Source organism: Arthrobacter sp. PGP41, from assembly GCF_002953935.1.
Lineage (GTDB): Bacteria > Actinomycetota > Actinomycetes > Actinomycetales > Micrococcaceae > Arthrobacter.
In genome coordinates, this window is sequence record NZ_CP026514.1 from 4,228,378 (window position 1) to 4,247,754 (window position 19,377).

The window sequence follows — 19,377 nt, forward strand, 5'->3', positions numbered from 1 at the left end:
GTCTTGAGTGTAGACGGCGATCCTCCCGGCCCTGCTAGACGTCGCGTTTCTTCAGCACGATCATCGCAGCCACCAAGGGGACTACCACCCACACGCCAAGCCAGGCGGCGGCCTGCCACACCTCCAGGGCGCCATCGGCGGGTGCAGACGTCACGATCCTCTCGAAGAGATTATCCGGAAGGTACTTCCGCGCCTCCTCGAAGAACTTGCCCGGGATGAGCTGGAAGGCGATAGGGACCACGAAGAAGAGCCCCACCAGGGACATGATTCCACCTGCGGAGTTGCGCAGCAGCGTTCCCAGGGACATGCCAATCGCCGCAACTGCCGCTACATACACCCCGCTGACCCAGATGAGGCGGCGGGACTGCTCGGACCCCAGGTCTATGTCAAAGCCGTAGCTGTCCAGGATGGGGATGGCCGCGATGTAGGCCAGGAAGGATGACACCACCGTCACAACGAAGGCACAGACCGTCACCACCAGCAGTTTGGCGATGAATGCCGGGATGCGCTTGGGGACAGCCGTGAAGGTGGACCGTGCCATACCCGTGGTGAACTCGGAACTCATAAGCAGCACTGCCAGGGATCCGATGATGAGCTGGGCAAAGGCGATGCCCGATGTCGGGACCCCCGCAGTCAGGTCGGCGCCCTGGGCGGCAAAGGCCGCGGCCGCCTGGGGGTCGGTCTCTGACGCTTCGGAAAATTGCCCGATGCCCCATGCATTCAGGGCTGCAAAACCCACCATCACCAGCACCGTGGACCCCACCAGAACCAAGGTGGAGAGCAGGGTCCTGAACTTGATGAACTCCGAATTGAGGACGCGCAGGAAGCTGGGGCCCGGGCCCAACCCGTTGTGCTGCCGGCGGGATTCAAGGGCTGCCGTGCTCATTGCTTTCCTCCGGCCTGGGCGGGCGCCTCGGCGCCGCCGGTGATGAGGGAGTGGTACTCCACTTCGTCCTTGGTAAGTTCCATGTACGCTTCCTCGAGGCTCGCCTGCAGGGGCGTGAGCTCGTAGACCATGATCTGGTTGTCCAGCGCCATCCTGGCAATCTGCCGGGGCGGCAGGCCCTTGACCTCGAGGAGTTCGTAGTCCTGGACCTCCACGGAGACGCCGTCGTCAGCGAGCAGGCGCATGAGCTGCTGCGGCTGGTCGGTGCGGACACGGGCACGCGACTGGCCCTTGCCCGTGATGATCTCGCCGATGGGGGCGTCGGCAATGATCCTGCCTCGGCCGATGACAATCAGGTGGTCGGCCGTCAGCGCCATTTCGCTCATCAGATGGCTGGACAGGAAGACGGTCCGCCCTTCCGAGGCCAGGTACTTCACCAGGTTCCGGACCCAGACCACGCCCTCCGGGTCGAGGCCGTTCACCGGCTCGTCCAGGATTATGGTCTGCGGGTCCCCCAGCAGGGCTGCGGCAATACCCAGCCGCTGCCCCATTCCGAGGGAGTACCCTTTCACCTTCTTTTTCGCGACCTCCCCCAGACCTGTCATCTCGATGACCTCCCGGACGCGCTTCCTGGGGATGCTGTGGGTCGCGGCCATGGCCAGCAGGTGGTGGTATGCAGTGCGGCCGGTGTGGACGGCCTTGGCGTCAAGGAGTGAGCCCACCTCTCGCAGCGGGGCGGCGTGCCGGGCGAACGGCACACCGTTCACGGTCACCGAACCTGCCGTGGGCCGGTCGAGCCCCATGATCATTCTCATGGTGGTCGACTTGCCGGCGCCGTTTGGGCCCAGGAAGCCGGTAACGCGACCTGCGTGGACAGTGAAGCTGACCCTGTCCACGGCGGTTTTGTCGCCGTAGACCTTGGTCAGCCCTGTTGCCTCAATCATGGATGTTCCTTAGGACGGCAGCCGCGGGCTGCGGGATGCACTTCGGAAGACTGGTAGGCACCACGCTACCCACGGCAGGGCAGGATTTCGCCGGTCTCAGGGATGATTCAGGGGCAGATCAGGGTAGTCCCGTTGGATGACCGGTGCAGGAATAACTAGGGGTGGGGGGAGTAGTAGGCAAGCGCCCGGGGCCGGACGGTGTACTCCGCGCTGAGGACGCCGACCAGCGCTTCACCGTCCACTGCCAGGGCCATGGGTGACCCGCCTGCGTCGATGCGCACCCGGGTGCCCTCCGAAAGGTGGGTAATGCGCGAGGTTGCAACGGTACCGGTCAGCACTGCCCACAGCAGCCGCAGCCGGGCAAACGACTCGTCCGCCGTGATCATGCGGACGTCCAGGACACCGTCGTCCATCACGGGCCGGAGCAGGGGGGCGTGGTCCCGCGGGTAGTACCGGCCCCGCCCCACGTACGCGATCCACACTTTATGCCGGCGCCCGTCGACAGTCAGGATGGTGGGAGTGCCGGCGGCGAAGGTGCGGAACATGGCCACCACACCGGCCAGCGGTTTTCCGAGGGCGGGCTGCAGTTGCTCCCGGCGCCGGACAAAGTTCGGGTACAGGCCAACGCTGGACGTGTTAAGCATTGTCAGCCGCGCCGTTTCCGGGTTGCCGGCGAGGCCGCGCTCAACGGTGACAATGCCGACGTCGGCCATGGCTGCCTCCCCCCTCGATGCGGCTGCAACGGCCTCCTTGAGGCTCCCGGTGCCGGCGTCCCGGGCAAAGTGGTTCAGCGTCCCGCCCGGGAGGACCAGCAGCGGGAGGGATCTTTCGACGGCGGCAGCGGCAGCCGCTCCCACGGTGCCGTCCCCGCCCCACACACCGAGTGCACGGGTGCCGGGGTGCTCCGCTGTCTTCCGGATCTCCTCAACCAGGTTCTCCTCCGGCTGGACGGTATTTATATACGCTTCGGGGAATACTTCCTGCAGCGCCGCGGCTGTCTCCTCAGTGAAGGATCCGCCGAGGGTGTTCACTACGATGCTCAGCCCTTGGCCGCCAGGCAGCTCCGGCGCCTCAGCCCAGGTGCGTGCAACCTGGGGAAAGGCCGGCCGCACCGGCCACCAGTGCCGGGTCACGAGTGCAGCCCCGGCGCCAAGTGCGGAGCCGAAAAGGACATCGGACGGCCAGTGGGCTCCAGTGTGTATGCGTGAGTACGCCACTCCCGCAGCCACAGGAGCCAGTACGACGCCAAGGGCGGGCCGGACCATTCCCGCCCCTACGGCAAACGCGACCGCCGACGCCGAGTGGCCGGACGGCATGGATGAACTTGTGGGCTGGGGGTGGACGAACCGGAACACCGGAAGGTGCTCCGGCAGCGGCCGGGTCCGGGGGAGCAGGGTTTTGAAGACGCCGTTCGTGACGGCGGATGCAACAGCCTGGGCTATGAGGCCATGGAGTGCCGCGCGGCGCGTCCTTCCCGGGAAGGCCGTCATCACCGCCGCGGCGCCCATCCAGAGCTTGCCGTGGTTGGCGGAGGCGGAGAGGCGCCGGAAGAAGTCGTCGTGGTTTCCGCCAGGGAGGTCCGAAACATGCCTCAGCAGGTATCTGTCAACCCGGCTGATCCAACGATGGCTTCGGCGCCATTTGCTCTGCATCCCCTCACCCTATCGCGCTGTTACAGGCGAACCGCGGCACGCACCGGAAGCTCTGCTACCCCGCCTTGAGGGGTTTGGCTGCCCCCGCCAGGAGCAGGGCAAGCAGGATCGGCGCAAGGATGGCCAGGAGCGCCAGGTGGATGCCGGTGAGGTCGCCCAAGTATCCCAGGAGGGGGGGTCCTGCCAGGAACGAGATATAGCCAAGGGTTGATACAACGGAGACCCTGGCTGCTGCATGTTTCGGATCATCCGCCGCCGCCGACATCCCCATGGGGAAGGCCAGCGCGGCCCCAACACCCCACAATGCCGCCCCCACGGCCGCCAGCCAAACGTTTCCGGCAAGCACAAAGAGGCACAGGCCCAAGGCGGCAGCTCCCATGCTGGCCCGCAGCACGGCAGTCCGGCCGTACTTGTCGATGACCCGGCCGCCGAGGAACCGCATGGCCGTCATCGCCAGGACAAAGAGGGCAAACATCAAGGCACCGGCGGACTCGGAGGTGCCCAGCCCGTCCACGGAGGCTTTCGCAATCCAGTCATTGCCCGCACCTTCCGTCAGTGTGGCCCCCAGGACCACCACGCCGATGAGCAGGGTCCGGCTGTCCCGCCATGCTGACGGGCCCTTGGCCGGTTTCGGTTCACCGTCCGGGGTGGACGTTGGGATGTGCGGAAGGAAGTAGCGGGGCGCGGTCAGCGTCACCAGAACCACGATGCCGGCGATGACCAGCAGGTGCAGGGGCAGGCCGATGCCGAGGTTGGAAAGGCCGGCACCGATCAGCGCGCCCACAAAGGCGCCGCCGCTGAATGCCGCGTGGAACTGGGGCATGATGGTGCGCCGCAGCTTGTGCTCGACGTCGGCGCCTTCAATGTTCTGGGACACGTCCCACAGGCCGATGGCTATGCCGAAGAAGAACAGCGCGATTGCCGTGCCGGGGACCGATGCCACGGAGAGCGACAAGGCGATGCCCACCCCTGCAAGGGCAGCCAGGAGCCCGCCAAACCGCACTGTGTTGGCGGTTCCAATCTTGCCCACCACCAGGCCCGCGGTGGGCAGTGCCAGCAGTGACCCCACGGCGGTACACAGCAGCAGCGTGCCCATCTGCCCGGAGGTGATGGCCAGGATCTCCGTGACGGCAGGGATCCTGGCGGCCCAACTGGCGAAAACCAGGCCATTGATGCCAAAGACCACGAAGGTGGCGGCTGCGGCTGCCCTTAGTCCGGCGTCCTGCGAGGTACGGGTATTGATGGTCATACAGTCACTACTTCCAGGGAGCCTTGGTCGAGTTGTGCGCGCTCTTCGGCGCTGAATTTCTTGTCTGTCACCAGAACGTCCACCCGCTCAAGCCCGGAGACCAGCGCCCTCGCCTGCGCATCCCATTTGGATGCTGAGACGGCAACCACCACGCGCCCGGCGGATTCCAGGCCAGCCCGTTTCACTGCTGCATCATCGATATCGTGGGCCAGGATGCCGTCCTTGAGGTCCACGGCGCAGGGGGTTAGGACGGCCGTATCAAAGCGCAGGGAACGGATATTGGATTCAGCCATGGGGCCGCGGAAGCTCAGCTCGCCCGGGATCAAGCCGCCTCCGGGCAGCAGCAAGGCAGGGCGGGTGCCTGCGGCGTCGCCACCCGCGAGGACGTTGAGAGACCGGAGTGACATCGGCATGATGGTCAGTTCCCTCGCGAATAAGGCGCGGGCAACCTCCGTGGCGGTACTGCCGCTGTCCAGCCAGACATGTTCACGGTCAACCAGCAGGCCTGCCACGGCGGCTGCGATGCGTTTCTTGGAGTCCCGGTCCTCCAGCTCGCGCTGGCCGTAGCCCGGATTTTCACCCCGCCCAATGAGGCTGCGCGCTCCGCCGTGGACCCGGCGGAGAACGCCGTTCGCTGCCAGGATCTCAAGGTCACGGCGGATGGTCGCCCCCGATGCGTCACAGGCAACCGTCAGCTCCTCCACTGTTACCTCCTGGCGCCGGCGGAGCAGTTCGGCAATGGTGCGATGCCGCTCGTCCGTCTTCATGATCAAATGATAGCAACTATTGATCATTTGATCATCAGACGCTCTCTCACCTAATGCCGGAAATTTCCCATCGCTCTCTCACCGGTGAGAGAGCGATGGCCCAAAAGCCGCAGGGAGTGAGAGAGCGTCGGGGTTAGCGGGCGCGCTCCACGCGTTTCTCGTCCCACACCGGTTCCGGCGATTCGTACACCTTGCCGTCGGATCCGAACACCAGGAAGCGGTCGAACGTCCGGGCGAACCAGCGGTCGTGCGTCACGGCGAGGACGGTGCCTTCGAAGTGGTCGATGGCCCGCTCCAGTGCCTCCGCGGAGTGCAGGTCCAGGTTGTCGGTAGGCTCGTCGAGGAGCAGCAGCGTTGCGCCGCTCAACTGCAGGAGCAGGATCTGGAACCGGGCCTGCTGGCCCCCGGAGAGGGACTCATACTTCTGCTCGGACTGGCCGGCAAGACCGTAGCCGTCCAGTGCCCCGGCCGCTGCCTCCCGGCCCAGGCCGGAGCGGTGCTCGTCGCCGCGGTGCAGGATTTCCAGCAGCGTCTTGCCCAGGAGGTCCGGCCGGACATGGGTCTGGGCAAAGAAGCCGGGACGGATGCGGGCTCCCAGCTTTACCGTACCCTCGTGCGGCACTTCGGCGATTTCCACGTCGGAGACGGGCAGGTGCTCGCGTTCCGGATCGGTGCCGCCTGTGGCGAGCAGCCGCAGGAAGTGCGATTTTCCTGAGCCGTTGGACCCCAGGACGCCCACCCGGTCACCGAACCACACTTCGGTGGAGAACGGCTTCATCAAGCCCGTCAGTTCCAGCGACTCGGCAACGATGGCACGCTTGGCGGTTCGTCCGCCCTTAAGCCGCATCCGGACGTTCTGCTCGATCGGCAGTGCCTCGGGCGGACCGATCTCCAGGAACTTTGCCAGGCGGGTCTGGGCCGCGTGGTACCGGTTGGCCATGTCGGAGCGGAAGGCTGCCTTGTTCTTGTACATGTTGACGAGTTCCTTGAGCTTGACGTGCTCCTCGTCCCAGCGCTTGCGCAGTTCCTCGAAACGCGCATTCCGGTCCGCCCGCGCCTCCACGTACGAGCCGAAGCCGCCGCCGTGGATCCAGGCTCCGGCGCCGTTGATTCCCGGTTCCAGCGTGACGATGCGTCCCGCGGCGTTGTTCAGCAGTTCACGGTCGTGGCTGATGAAGAAGACCGTCTTTTTGGACTCGTTGAGTTTGTCCTCGAGCCAGCGCTTGCCGGGAACGTCCAGGTAGTTGTCCGGTTCGTCGAGCAGCAGCAGGTCGTCGGGGCCGGCGAAGAGGGCTTCAAGCACCAGGCGCTTCTGCTCGCCGCCGGAAAGGCTCGACGCCGGGCGGTGCTGCGCGCGGTCAAAGGGGAGTCCCAGCGCGGCCATGCAGACCTCGTCCCAGACGGTCTCGACGTCGTAGCCGCCCGCGTCTCCCCAGTCCACGATGGCCTGGGCGTAGCGCATCTGGCTGGGCTCGTCGTCGTTCTCCACCATGGCGAGCTCCGCGTCGTCCACCTCCCGCGCCGCTGCGGCCAGGGCCGGCGGGGCTGCGGACACCAGGAGGTCGCGGACCGTGGAGCCGTCCCGGACCTGGCCCACGAACTGGCGCATGATGCCCATGGTCCCGGACCGTCCGATGACGCCTTCATCCGGCAGCAGGTCTCCGGCAATAATCCGGAACAGGGTGGTCTTGCCGGTGCCGTTGGGGCCGATCAGGGCAGTCTTGGTGCCGTCCGGGACCTTGAAGGTCACTCCGTTGAGCAGCTGGGTGCCGTCGGAGAGGAAGTAATCGATACCGGAAACGTCAATATGGGCCACGCGTTCCATCCTCCCACGCGTTGCCTGCCATCGTTTTTGGCGCCGGCTGATGCCCGCAGCCCCGCGGGCATCAGCCGGCCAGGAACTCCGGCCGCCGGTCACTCCACGGCCGAACGGCTTCCACAGCGCTGCCCACCCGGAAGACTGTCGCGTCATCGAACGGATGTCCCACGATCTGCACCCCCGTGGGGATTCCGCAACCGGCGGTTCCGCTGGGCACCGCGAGGACCGGGCACCGGTTGGCGATGTTGAAGGGCGCCGTCATGTGGCCTTCCCAGTAGTGCTCCAGGTGCCTCCCCTCGCCGGTTCCGTCAAGATCGATGCCGTCCAGATAGTCGCCGTCGGCATCGAGCGACGCCACCGCGGAGGCCGGGCAGATGAGGGCGTCGTACCCTGCCATCGCCGCGGCAAGTTCAGCCTGGATGCGGGTCTCCGCGCGCACGCCATCGAGGTAGCGGTTTTGCTCGGCAGCCCGCCGGGCGTCTGCCATAAACCTGCGGGTGTAGGAGGCGAGCGTTTCGGCGGTGCCCTCGGTTTCGTCCTCCATGGCCGGCCCTAGCAGGTAGCCGAAATGGGTGAATATTGTGCGGCTGATCAGCTCCGTGGTCCAGGGAAGTTCGATTTCCTCCACCACGGCTCCGGCCTCACGCAGTGCTGACGCCACGGCGCGGGTGTTGGCTTCCACGTCCGCGGCCACCGGGTAGTTGCCCAGCCTGACACACAGTGCGATCCGCATTCCGGCGGCGGCATCCGCAGCACCCGGGGCCGAGGCCAGGTGCGGTACTCCGGCAAGTGAGGTGTGGTCGCCGGGATGCTTTCCGGCCATGACGTTGGCTAGCAGCGCGGTGTCCGCCACGGTCCGGCCCATGGGGCCGTCGCCACGGTAGTGGTCCGCGGAGAGCGGAGCCAGCCCGGGAATCCGTCCGTACGGGGCCTTGAAGCCCACCGTTCCGGTGAACGCTGCCGGCAGCCTGGTGGAGCCGGCAATGTCCGAGGCTGTGGCCAGTGGAGCCAGCCCTGCCGCCAGCGCGGCCCCCGAACCTCCGGACGAGCCGCCCGGGGAGTACCGCAGGTTCCACGGATTCCGGGTGACGCCCCACAACGGGCTGTGGGTTACCGTGGCGCAGCTGTACTCGGGTGTAGTGGTGCGGGCATGGATGATGCCGCCGGCGTGCTTGATGCGTTCGATGACGGGATGGTCCGCCGCTGCGATGTCGCCCTTCCTGGCAAGCAGCCCCTGTGAAAGAGTGCGGCCACGGAGGCCATGCTTTTCCTTCGCGGCCACCGGGAGTCCCAGAAGCGGGGCGATGTCCCTGCCCCGGGCATAGCGGGTGGCCGCCTGCCTGGCGGCCACCCTGGCTTCGTCGAACAGCGTTTCGGTCAGGGCGTTGATGGACCCGTTGACCGCTTCCGTCCTTGCTATCAGCGCGTCGAGGAGTTCCACCGGCGAAAGCTCCCGCGTCCGGAACAGCCTCAGCGCGCTGGACGCGTCAAGGTAGTGCAGTTCCGTCATGCGAGGGCGGCCGCGGACGGAGCAGGCGTTTCGGCCAAGGCACCGGCGACGAGTTCGCGCGCAATCCCGGTGAGCATGTCCACCCCGGCCACCATGTCGGCGTCGGTGGTGAACTCCCGCTCGCAGTGCGAGACGCCGTCCACGCTGGGGATGAACAGCATCACCGACGGAGCCACCGTATTCATGGCCACCGAATCGTGGCCGGCCATGGTCTGGATCCGCCGTGCGGAGAGGCCCAGGTTGGCCGCAACCTTGTCCGCCAATTCCAGTCCAGCCTCGGGAAAGCGCCGGATGGGACGGATGTCGAAGTCCTTGACGTTCACTTTGATGTCGTGCTCGCGTGCCAGCACGTCGATGTCCTTCAGGAGCTTGGCCCGGGCTGCCTTGACGATGTCCGGATCGCCCGAACGCAGGTCCGCCACCAGATGCACCCGCCGGGCCACCACGATGGGTGAGTTCGGCTCCAGGGTCAGCTGGCCCACCGACGAGACGATCGCCTCGTCCGCGAAGTCCTTGGTGACATCGTGCACCATCAGGATGATCTTGGAGGCGGCCACCAACGCGTCGTGCCGGTCGGCCATGGCCGTGGCACCGGTGTGCGACTGTTCTCCCAGTACTTCGATGTCCAGCTTCTGGGTGTACCAGCTGCTGTCCACCAAGCCGATGTTGATGCCTTCCCGTTCCAGGATGCGGCCCTGTTCGATGTGGATTTCGGCGTAGCCGGCGGCATCAGGGGCCTCGGCCGTGCCGAGGTACCCGATGCCTGCCAGGGCCTCGCGGACGGTGGTCCCCTGCAGGTCCCCTACTGCCAGCATCTTTTCCCGGTCCAGCAGCCCCGCGTACACGGAACTGCCCATGATGCTCGGTGCGAAGCGCCCGCCTTCTTCGTTGAACCAGTTCACCACCGCCAGGTTGAACTGCGGCAGCTCCGCTCCCTCAGCAACCTCCGCATCCAGCCGGCGTGCCGCGTGCAGCGCGGCAATCACGCCGTAGGCGCCGTCGAAGCGGCCTCCCAGCGGCTGGCTGTCCAGGTGGGAACCGATAATGATGTACGGCGCCCCGGGCACCCACTCCAGCAGCCCGAACATATTGCCGATTCCGTCCACCCGGAGTTCCCACCCGGCGTCCTGCACCCAGGCGGCGAACCACTCGCGGGTGAGCGCGTCCTCGGCGGTTGCCGCCTGGCGGTCCACGCCGTTGTTCGCCGTGGCGCCGATGGTGGCCACATGATGGAAATCGGACAGGAAAGCTGCTGAATTCATGGGAAAGTCCTTTGTATATTGCTGTGGGAGGAAGGCGTGGGGCTTCTAGCCCATCCGGCCGCGCGTCTCCGGCACCTTGGTGAACAGCACCAGGAGGAGTACGACGGCGGCCGCGGCGGCCATGTAAAAGCCCGGCGCGTGCGGTACTCCGCTGCCTCCCACCAGGGCGGTGCCGATGAACGGTGCGGTGCCGCCGAACAGCGCGTAGGCGCCGTTGTAGCTGATCGCCGCGGAGGTGAACCGGGTCTTGGTGGTGAAGATCTCCACGAAGAACGTGTAGCAGCCACCGCCGTAGATGCACAGCGCCACCACGAACAGCGACTGGCCCAGGAGCGCCAGCGGCAGGCTGCCGCTGGTCACCAGCATGAAGCACGGCACGGATACCAGGGCCAGGACTGCGGAGCCGGCAATCAGCATCGGCTTGCGTCCCACCCGGTCACCAATGCGGCCGCCCAAGGGGAGCAGCACGGCGTAGAGCGCCAGCGCTGCAGCGTTGACCATCAGGGACTGTTCGCGGCTGAGCCCGCCCGACGTCTGCACGTAGGACACGAAGTAGGCAGAGAGGAAGTAGAAACCCATGGCCGTCAGGCCCATGACGAAGATGACCTGGACCATCCGCAGTTTGTTCTCCCGGAAGGCTTCGCGGACAGGGCTGAACTCCTTGGTCCGGCTGGCCTGGGCCTCGTTGAAGGCATCGCTCTCCACGGTGCGGCTCCGAATCCAGACCCCAAACAGCGCAAGCGGCAGTGCCAGCAGGAACGGAATGCGCCAGCCCCAGGCCATGAAGTCCTCGTTGGGCATGGACCTGCTGAGGATAAGGATCAGGGTCCCGGCAACTACGGAAGGCAGCGCGGTGGCGGCAATAGTGATGTTGAGCCAGAAGCCGCGGCTCTTGACGGGGGCGTGCTCGAAGACGAACGACGGCGCGCCCACGGACTCGCCGCCGGCCGAGAAGCCCTGGACGAGGCGGCAGAGCACCAGCAGCGCCGGTGCCCAGGCACCGATCTGGCCGTAGGTAGGCAGCATGCCCATGAGGGCGGTGGCCCCGCCAATGGCGACGAGGGTTATGGTGAGGACCCGGCGCCGGCCGATCCTGTCACCGAGCGCGCCGAAGAACAGGCCGCCGATGGGCCGGACCACAAAGGCGACGCCGAAAGTGGCGAAGGTGGCGAGCATAGCCGCTATCGGGTTAGTGCCGGGGAAGAACAGCTGCGAGAAAATCACCGCGGTGAGGCCGTAGAGGGTGAAGTCGTAAAACTCGATGAACTGCCCGATGCTGCCGCCGGCCAGCACGCGCTTCTGCATCTTGGTTATACCCGGGCGTGCGCTGGGGGTGCCGGGTTCAAGGACGGGAGCACCGGTTGCTGCTGCGCTCAGGACTGCTTCGGGTGCCTGCTGGGGTTGAGGGTGGATCTGAACCACTGAATCTCCTTTGATCAACATGGTTGTCCCGCGTTCGGAGGGGTTTGTGCACGCCGTGACCGGAAGGGCTTGACCCTTCCGGGAACCCTGCTGCGACCCGCGCTGGATCTACTGTGTGTGATCCATTCCACATCTGTCCAATTGATTGATCTGGACTACCCGATAGATTCCGTCAATGACGCTGCCGGTCCTGCCGATCCGTATACCCGGTGGCACGTTTCCTCGAATGCCAAAGTCCGGCGGGTCGGCTGCACCCCTTCGGGCCGGACCAGCATCACCTCGATGGGCGGAAAGTTGTCCGTCAGTGCCAGCACCACCACCTTCCCGCCGGAATAGGTCATGTCGTTGTTCAACCGCTGGTTGAGCATGGCGTAGCCGTGCCCCTTTGCCACAAACGACCGAACAGTCTCGTACCCCGCAAAGCGGTGCCGGACGTTCGGTACGACACCAGCCAACGCGTAGAGCTGCTCGTAGTACTCGCGGCTGTGGGGAAGGTCCAACACCACGGAGGGTTCGCCGTCGAGGTCCCTGAGCGCAATGCTCCGGTCCGGGCGCGCCGCGGCAGGGTGCGCTGCGTGCACCAGGACGTGGGGAGGAACGCGGTCCAGGACCTTGTAGGTAAAACCGCGGCCCAACCCCAGTCCGTACATGAGCGCAACATCGCATTGGCCGTCCAGCAGGGCGCTTTGGAGGGTGGCGAGGTCGGCCTCCAGGAAAGATACTTCCACTCCAGGATGCTGCACCTCGAAGGTTTGCAGGATGGCCGGGAGCCGGAAGGGTGCCAGCGGCGCGAACACGCCCACTTTGAGTTCGCCCACCAGGCCCGCAGCAAGCCCGCGGGCAGACTCGTAGAGGGAATCGGCATGCTCCAGCAGCACTTTGATGTCCTGGGCAAGGTGCCTGCCGGAGGGTGTGAGGCGCAGCCCCCGGGTGTGCAGCCGTACGAAAAGTTGGGTGGAAAGGCTTGACTCCAACTGGGCGATCGCCGTGGACAGCGTTGATTGCGTCACCAGCAACCGTTCGGCGGCCGCCGTCATGTTTTCGAGCTCCGCAACCACCGAGAAATAGCGCAGCTGCGTGAGGGTGAATGGCTTGGCCATCAGTTAGTATCCATATCCTGCGGCACGGGCCGCCTTTGAAGTCCGGTAGGTCCGGGATGACATGTGTTCAGACCGTCCGAAGCCTGTGGAGGAGCAGCGCCACGTGCAGTGACGTGCGGGATTCGGCATCCTCCAGGTCCAGGCCCAGGAGCTCCTCGAGCCGCGCCAGCCGGGCATACAGGGTGGGCCTACTGAGATAGCCGCTGCGTGCCATGGCTGCCTTGTTCCCGCCCGAGTCAAGGTACTGCGCCAGAAGGTCCAGGTGTCCTCCCTGGCCATGCGCTTCGGCCTGCAGCACTCCTTCCAGCTCGGATTCCACGAACTGCTGGACGCGCGGGTCATTCCGCAGGAGTGCCAGCAGCCCACGCAGGCGCACGTCCGTTGCCCGGTAGAAAGGTTTCCGGGCACCGCGCAGGGTGGCTGAGGTTTCCGCGACATGCGCTGCCTCATCAATCCCGGCCGCTGCATCAAGCAGCGTTGAACGTGCCTGGCCCACGCCGATGTTCCACCCCGGTGAGACGCTGTCCGGCTGGCGGTCGAGGGCATTGGCCAGGCGGTGCAGCGTAGGGTCTTCCAACTGCTTCGCCGGCAAGGCAAGGATCATCCCCACCGACCCGGAATGGATGCTGGCTGTCAGGGCTGTGCCGGAAATGGACTTGAGGGCGCGGCCCAGCTGCTCAAGGAGAACCCGCTCCTCCTCCTGGCCGGCAAGCGGATCGCGGGAGGACGGCCCGCCGGCCCGCGATCCCGGCCCGGCAGGGGCGGCTGCCTGCGGGCCCACTCTGCGGAACACCACCGGCATGTACAACGGGGAACGTTTCAAACCCAGGGCTCCTGCCCGGGCCAGTGCCTCGGCTTCATCGAGGCCGCGCGGCTGGCGGAGCGTATTGAGCAGGCCCGCCTGGGCCTGCTGGCTAAGTTCCCGCCGGTCCCTTTCGGCGAGCCGGTTGATCGCCAGCGCCTGTGCCGCACGCTCGAGCACCATCCCCGCCAGGCCGTCGTCGTCCACTCCGAACGGAACTACCAGCCTTCCCCAAAGCTGCCGCTGCAGTCCCACCCGGGTCTGCAGCCAGTCCTCTGCTCCCGCGCGCGCCGTTCCGGCCGGCGAGGGGGTTGTGCGGGACCGCCGCTCCCAGTCCTCCAACAGCTCGGTTGCCGAGTGGCCCGGGGCTGAGAAGGCAAGGACCAGGTGGGACAGGTCCTCCAGGACCACCGGAGCGCCGATCAACTCAGCCGCCTTTTCCACTACCAGCTCCGTCCCGGCATTTTCCAGGCTCAGGAGCGTGAACGCCTCGTGGACATCGCGCGCGTGTTCCACGCGTTCCAGCTGTTCGGCAACAATCATCCGGTGCACCACCTCCGTAACCTGGACGAAGCGGACCCGCCGCTGCACCACGGCAACCGGCAGGGTGGTCCCTTGCGCCGCCGCCCGCAGCGCGGCCAGGCTGCGGTCACGCTTGCCGGTGAGTTCGACGACGAGACCGGCGGCTCCCGCCTGTTCCAGCGACGCCACAAATGAGGCTGTCAGCCCGGGGTCCTTTTCCAATTCCAGGCCGGTAGTGAGGACCAGTTCCCCGCCGGCAAGCAGGCCGGAAATATCCAGCACTTCGCTGACGTGCACCCAGCGGACAGGCAGGTCCAAGCGGCTGGAACTGCCCAGGAGCTGGAGGGCGCCGTCCTGAAGCACAGGCAGCGCAAGGACGTCACGAACCGAGGGGAGCATTTACAAAGTGTAAACGATCCTGTGATTTGCCTTACACACCGTCCCTTCCGCCCGGCACCGGCTCCCTAAAGACTGGACGCATTGCACGCCCATCAAGGAGAAACTTTGAACACGATCGAGCACTGGATCAACGGCAGCTACGTCCCGGTCGGGGACCGCACCGCTCCGGTCACCAATCCTGCCACCGGCAAGGTCACCGGACAGGTGGCGCTGGCCTCCAGCCAGGAATGCGATGCAGCCGTGGCCGCCGCCAAGGCCGCTTTCCCCGCCTGGCGGGACACGTCCCTTGCCCGCCGCACCCAGATCCTTTTCGCCTTCCGAGAGCTGCTCAATTCCCGGAAGGGCGAGCTTGCAGCCATCATCACCTCGGAGCACGGCAAAGTCCTGGATGACGCGCTGGGCGAAGTGACGCGCGGCCAGGAGGTCGTCGAGTTCGCCTGCGGCATCCCGCACCTGCTCAAGGGCAGCTACACGGAGAACGCCTCCACCAGCGTCGATGTCCATTCCATCCGCCAGGCGCTTGGTCCCGTCGCGGTCATCAGCCCCTTCAACTTCCCGGCCATGGTGCCTATGTGGTTCTTCCCGCTTGCCATCGCGGCCGGCAACACAGTGATCATCAAGCCCAGCGAAAAGGACCCCACGGCCGTCAACTGGATGGCGGAACTGTGGAAGGAAGCGGGGCTTCCAGCCGGCGTCTTCAACGTCCTGCACGGCGACAAAGTCGCCGTTGACGGCCTGCTGAACAACCCCGATGTAAAGGCCGTATCCTTCGTCGGCTCCACGCCGATCGCCAAGTACGTCTACCAGACCGCTACGGCCAACGGGAAGCGCGTCCAGGCCCTCGGCGGCGCGAAGAACCACATGATTGTCCTTCCTGACGCGGACCTTGACCTGGCTGCAGACGCCGCAATCAACGCGGGCTTTGGTTCCGCCGGAGAACGCTGCATGGCCATCTCCGCCCTCCTGGCCGTGGGCGACATCGCAGACGACCTCGTCGCCAAGATCGCCCAGCGCGCCGCGGCACTTCGCACCGGCGACGGACTGCGCGGCTGCGACATGGGCCCGCTCGTCACCGCCCAGCACCGCGACAAAGTGGCCGGCTACATCGACGCCGGCGAAGCATCCGGTGCCACTGTCGTCGTCGACGGCCGGAACATCGCCGCGGACGCCGAAGGCGACGGTTTCTTCGTGGGCCCCACCCTCTTCGACAACGTCACGCCGGACATGTCCATCTACCAGGACGAGATCTTCGGCCCGGTCCTGTCCGTGGTCCGCATGGACACCTATGAGCAGGCGCTCAACCTGATCAATAGCAACCCCTACGGAAACGGCACGGCAATCTTCACCAACGACGGCGGGGCAGCCCGGCGCTTCGAGAATGAGGTGGAAGTGGGCATGGTGGGAATCAACGTCCCGGTTCCCGTTCCCATGGCCTACTACTCCTTCGGCGGCTGGAAGAATTCGCTGTTCGGCGACACCCACGCGCACGGCACGGAAGGCGTCGGGTTCTTCACCCGCGGCAAGGCGGTCACGTCCCGTTGGCTGGACCCCAGCCACGGCGGCATCAACCTCGGCTTCCCGCAGAACGCATAAGCGCCAAGACTCCCGAGAGGAAACTGCAATGACCTCAACCATTGAGTCCGGTCCGCTGCCGGACATTGATCCTGCCATCTCCCGGCGTGCCTATGAACTGGACCGCAAGCACGTCTTCCATTCCTGGTCCGCCCAGGACCTGCTGGATCCCATGGTTATTTCAGCTGCCGAGGGATCCCATGTCTGGGACGGCGACGGGAACAAATACCTGGACTTCTCCTCCCAGCTGGTGAACACCAACATCGGCCACCAGCACCCCGCGGTGGTATCCGCGATCGCGGCGCAGGCCACCAAGCTGTGCACGATTGCGCCCAGCTATGCCAACGACGCCCGCTCCGAAGCGGCCCGCCTGATCGCCGAGCGGACGCCCGGGGAACTGGACAAGGTGTTCTTCACCAACGGCGGCGCCGATGCCAACGAACACGCCGTGCGGATGGCCAGACTGCACACCAGGCGCCACAAAGTGCTCTCGGCCTATCGCTCCTACCATGGCGGCACCCAATTGGCAGTCAACCTCACCGGCGACCCCCGGCGCTGGCCCAGCGACAACGGCAGCACCGGAACGGTCCACTTCTTCCCGCCTTACCTGTACCGTTCGGCCTTCCACGCCACGACGCAGGAAGAGGAAAGCCAACGTGCCCTCGCCCACCTCGAACAGCTGATCAGCATGGAGGGCCCGTCCACCATCGCAGCGCTCATCCTGGAGTCCATTCCCGGAACTGCAGGCATCTACATGCCTCCGCCGGGCTACTTCGAGGGCGTCCGTGAGCTCTGCACCCGGTTCGGTATCGTCCTAATCGCAGACGAAGTCATGGCAGGCTTCGGCCGAACGGGCAAGTGGTTCGCAGTAGAGCACTTCGACGTGGTGCCTGACCTGCTCACCTTCGCCAAGGGCGTCAATTCCGGCTATGTCCCCCTGGGCGGGGTGGCCATCAGCCCGGAGATCGCCGCCACATTCGGGCAGCGGACCTATCCCGGCGGCCTGACCTATTCCGGCCATCCACTGGCTACGGCAGCAGCGGTGGCCACCATTAACGCCATGGAGGACGAGCGTATAGTCCAGCACGCGGCCACCTTGGGTAAGACGGTGATCGGTCCAGCACTCAGCGCCTTTGCGGAGCGGCACAGGTCTGTCGGCGACGTCAGGGGCGTCGGCGTGTTCTGGGCCATCGAGCTTGTCCGCAACCGGGAATCCCGGGAACCGCTGGCACCATACGGCGGGTCCAGCCCGGAAATGAACCAGCTTGTCGCCGCGTGCAAGTCCCGGGGCCTGCTGCCGTTCGCCAACTTCAACCGCATCCATGTGGTTCCGCCCTGCAACACGAGCGTGGCGGATACGAAGGCCGGCCTGGCCATCCTGGACGAGGTGCTGGAGATCGCTGACGGTTTCGCAGCCTGACGACGCTCACCGCCGCCGGCGGCGGGTTCTTGCCCCCGCGTCACCCGGCGGCGGTGAGGAACTCCTTCAGCAGCGGCCCGGAGGTGGTCGCGCCCAGTCCGCCGTCCTCCACGAAGACGGCCACGGCAAGGTCTCCGTGGACAGCCACGATCCACGCGTGCGTCTTCGGGGGACTCTCCTTACCGAACTCCGCCGTGCCGGTCTTGGCCCCTACCGGAGCGCCCGGAACGCTTGAAAGGAAGCCGGCATGCCCCGAGGTGACCACGGCGCGCATCATTTCCGCCAGGGAGGCAGCCTCCGCTGCCGTGATGGGCTCGGCTGAAGCCGTCACCGGAGCCTCAGCCGTTGCTGTGGCCGAGGGCTGGGCGGCCGGTGCCGTGGAACCGCTCGTTGTCCCGGCGGCTGCAGCGCCGCCGCCGGGATTCATCACCAGCTGCGGCGAGACGGGCGCACCCTTGGCCACGGAACCGGCCATCATGGCTGCTGCCAGGGGCGAGAGCAGCACCTTGCCCTGGCCGATCATGGAGGCGGCATGCTCCGTCCCTGTCGCCTCCCCGGGAACGGATCCCAGGAACGCCTCCGCCCCCAGTGAAGGTGCCTCGACGGCGATTCCCATGGCCAGGGCGGCGGCTTCCAGTTGCCCCTGCGACACAGTGTTCCTGGCGGCGATGAACGCCGTGTTGCAGGAGTGCGCAAAGGCGTCGCGCAGGCTGACGGAGCCGAGGGAGCCCTCCGGGTAGCCTTCGGCGTTCTTGAACGTCCGCCCGTCCACTGTCAGCGTGGGCGTGCATTCGACCTTGGAGTCAGGAGTCAATCCGTTGCGGAACATCGCCAGGGAATCCACCATTTTGAAGATCGATCCCGGCGCGTACTGGCCCAGCATGGCGGTGTTGTAGCCGTTGCTGCCCGGACCCGACGCCACGGCCAGGACTGCGCCGCTGGAAGGGCGCAGCGCCACGATGGCGGAGGCCGGAGCGACGCCTTGCAAGGTGCTTTCGGCCAACGACTGCAGCCTCGGATCGATGGTTGTCTTCAGCGGCGTTCCCGGCGTGGGAGCCACTTCGAAGAGGACCCGCCGGGGGTCCGTTGCCGCCGACTGGATCTGTTCGCGGGTCAGGTCCGCGCGCTGGGCGCGGATCACGACGGCGTCCGTCCCCCTGAGCTGTTCGTCGTACTGCTGCTGCAGCCCGCCGATGCCTGTCACGTCCCCCGCGGTCAGGGCGCCTTCGGAGGCTTCAATCTGCTCTGCCGTGGCCTCGCCGACGGTGCCGAGGACGGCGCGGGCGAAGGTCCGGCTGGGCGCCAGCGGCACCGAGGCGGGAATGGCACGGGCACCGGGAATGGCAGCGATCTGCTCATTGGTGATGGTCCGGCCCTCTTCCCGCAGGGTGATCGCGGAAACGAAGGCTTCGGCGCCGGAGGCCTGCACCTGCTGGACGTAACCGGCCGGGTCAACGCCGACGAGGGCGGCGAGCCTGGCGGCAGAGCCTGCGGGGTCGGCACCCACCAGCTGGGGCTTATCGATACCGACGTTCACCACCGGCCGGTACGTGACCAGCGGGACATCACCGGCTCCGAGGATGTCCGCGCGCTGCGGGGACTGGGAGCCTTTGGACAGGATCTCGCTGTCGGCAAGGCCGGGCGCCAGCGTGGCGGGGTCCCAGACCGCAAGCCACTTGTCCCCGGACTTCCGGAACTTTGCCGGAACCGTGTACTTCCACTCCGCCTCGCCGAATGTCCAGGTGTAGTTCAGGGGCGCGGAGGCATTGTCCCCGTCAAGGGTTACGTCGCCCGCTTCAACCGCCGGCTTCAGGGGGTCGAGTGCAGCAAAGACGTTTCGCAGCTGGTCATTGGCGGCTGCGGCGTCCTTGCCCTCGAAGGCCACCGGCCCCACGTCCAGGGACGATACGGCTGTGGCGAACTGCCTGGCTGCCGCTTCGGCCCCGCTCCTGCCGTCGTCACAGGCCACCAGCGACGTTCCCAGGATCAGCACGGCGGCGGCCATAGAAAGTTTTGTTGTTTTCCCCATCCGGTTATTATCACCCGTTGCG

At 66.2% G+C, this 19,377-nt stretch carries 14 protein-coding genes; 2 read left to right on the forward strand and 12 right to left on the reverse strand.

The window, feature by feature from the left end; all coding sequences use genetic code 11:
* Window positions 1–34: 34 nt before the first annotated feature.
* The 11 genes from C3B78_RS19435 to C3B78_RS19485 all read right to left on the reverse strand — a co-directional run bounded on the left by C3B78_RS19435 (window position 35) and on the right by C3B78_RS19485 (window position 14,334).
* Window positions 35–886: an ABC transporter permease subunit gene (locus C3B78_RS19435; RefSeq protein ID WP_104999517.1), complete on the reverse strand. Its 852-nt coding sequence runs from the start codon at window positions 884–886 to the stop codon at window positions 35–37.
* Window positions 883–1,830 carry an ABC transporter ATP-binding protein gene (locus C3B78_RS19440; RefSeq protein ID WP_104999518.1) on the reverse strand — a complete coding sequence of 316 codons (948 nt, stop codon included), beginning with the start codon at window positions 1,828–1,830 and terminating at the stop codon, window positions 883–885. The genes C3B78_RS19435 and C3B78_RS19440 overlap by 4 nt, the downstream gene beginning before the upstream one ends.
* Window positions 1,831–1,985: 155 nt before the next feature.
* On the reverse strand, window positions 1,986–3,482 hold the full coding sequence (locus tag C3B78_RS19445; protein WP_104999519.1) for a bifunctional phosphatase PAP2/diacylglycerol kinase family protein: 1,497 nt from the start codon (window positions 3,480–3,482) through the stop codon (window positions 1,986–1,988).
* Between the two features lie 55 nt (window positions 3,483–3,537).
* Entirely contained in the window at window positions 3,538–4,731 is a 1,194-nt protein-coding gene (locus C3B78_RS19450; RefSeq protein WP_104999520.1) for an MFS transporter, read from the reverse strand.
* Window positions 4,728–5,498, reverse strand: coding sequence for a DeoR/GlpR family DNA-binding transcription regulator (locus tag C3B78_RS19455; protein WP_104999521.1), 771 nt, complete (start codon window positions 5,496–5,498; stop codon window positions 4,728–4,730). The genes C3B78_RS19450 and C3B78_RS19455 overlap by 4 nt, the downstream gene beginning before the upstream one ends.
* A 133-nt stretch (window positions 5,499–5,631) precedes the next feature.
* Entirely contained in the window at window positions 5,632–7,314 is a 1,683-nt protein-coding gene (locus C3B78_RS19460) for an ABC-F family ATP-binding cassette domain-containing protein (protein ID WP_104999904.1), read from the reverse strand.
* A 70-nt stretch (window positions 7,315–7,384) separates the two neighbouring features.
* Window positions 7,385–8,827 (reverse strand): amidase, encoded by a 1,443-nt coding sequence (locus tag C3B78_RS19465; RefSeq protein ID WP_104999522.1) that lies wholly within the window; start codon window positions 8,825–8,827, stop codon window positions 7,385–7,387.
* The gene (locus C3B78_RS19470) at window positions 8,824–10,089 is read right to left on the reverse strand and encodes a M20 family metallo-hydrolase (RefSeq protein WP_104999523.1); all 1,266 of its coding nucleotides are present in this window, start codon (window positions 10,087–10,089) and stop codon (window positions 8,824–8,826) included. The genes C3B78_RS19465 and C3B78_RS19470 overlap by 4 nt, the downstream gene beginning before the upstream one ends.
* Window positions 10,090–10,134: 45 nt before the next feature.
* The gene (locus C3B78_RS19475) at window positions 10,135–11,511 is read right to left on the reverse strand and encodes an MFS transporter (RefSeq protein WP_234005470.1); all 1,377 of its coding nucleotides are present in this window, start codon (window positions 11,509–11,511) and stop codon (window positions 10,135–10,137) included.
* Between the two features lie 155 nt (window positions 11,512–11,666).
* On the reverse strand, window positions 11,667–12,611 hold the full coding sequence (locus tag C3B78_RS19480; RefSeq protein ID WP_104999525.1) for a LysR family transcriptional regulator: 945 nt from the start codon (window positions 12,609–12,611) through the stop codon (window positions 11,667–11,669).
* A 67-nt stretch (window positions 12,612–12,678) separates the two neighbouring features.
* Window positions 12,679–14,334: a PucR family transcriptional regulator gene (locus C3B78_RS19485; RefSeq protein ID WP_104999526.1), complete on the reverse strand. Its 1,656-nt coding sequence runs from the start codon at window positions 14,332–14,334 to the stop codon at window positions 12,679–12,681.
* A 105-nt stretch (window positions 14,335–14,439) separates the two neighbouring features.
* Between C3B78_RS19485 and C3B78_RS19490 the strand changes: the two genes are divergently transcribed.
* On the forward strand, window positions 14,440–15,927 hold the full coding sequence (locus C3B78_RS19490; protein WP_104999527.1) for a CoA-acylating methylmalonate-semialdehyde dehydrogenase: 1,488 nt from the start codon (window positions 14,440–14,442) through the stop codon (window positions 15,925–15,927).
* Between the two features lie 28 nt (window positions 15,928–15,955).
* Window positions 15,956–17,326: an aspartate aminotransferase family protein gene (locus C3B78_RS19495; RefSeq protein ID WP_104999528.1), complete on the forward strand. Its 1,371-nt coding sequence runs from the start codon at window positions 15,956–15,958 to the stop codon at window positions 17,324–17,326.
* Window positions 17,327–17,366: 40 nt separating this feature from the next.
* Here the strand turns inward: C3B78_RS19495 and C3B78_RS19500 are convergent, their stop codons facing one another.
* A complete protein-coding gene (locus C3B78_RS19500; protein ID WP_104999529.1) occupies window positions 17,367–19,355 on the reverse strand; it encodes a penicillin-binding transpeptidase domain-containing protein in 1,989 nt (662 codons plus the stop codon).
* Between the last annotated feature and the right edge of the window lie 22 nt (window positions 19,356–19,377).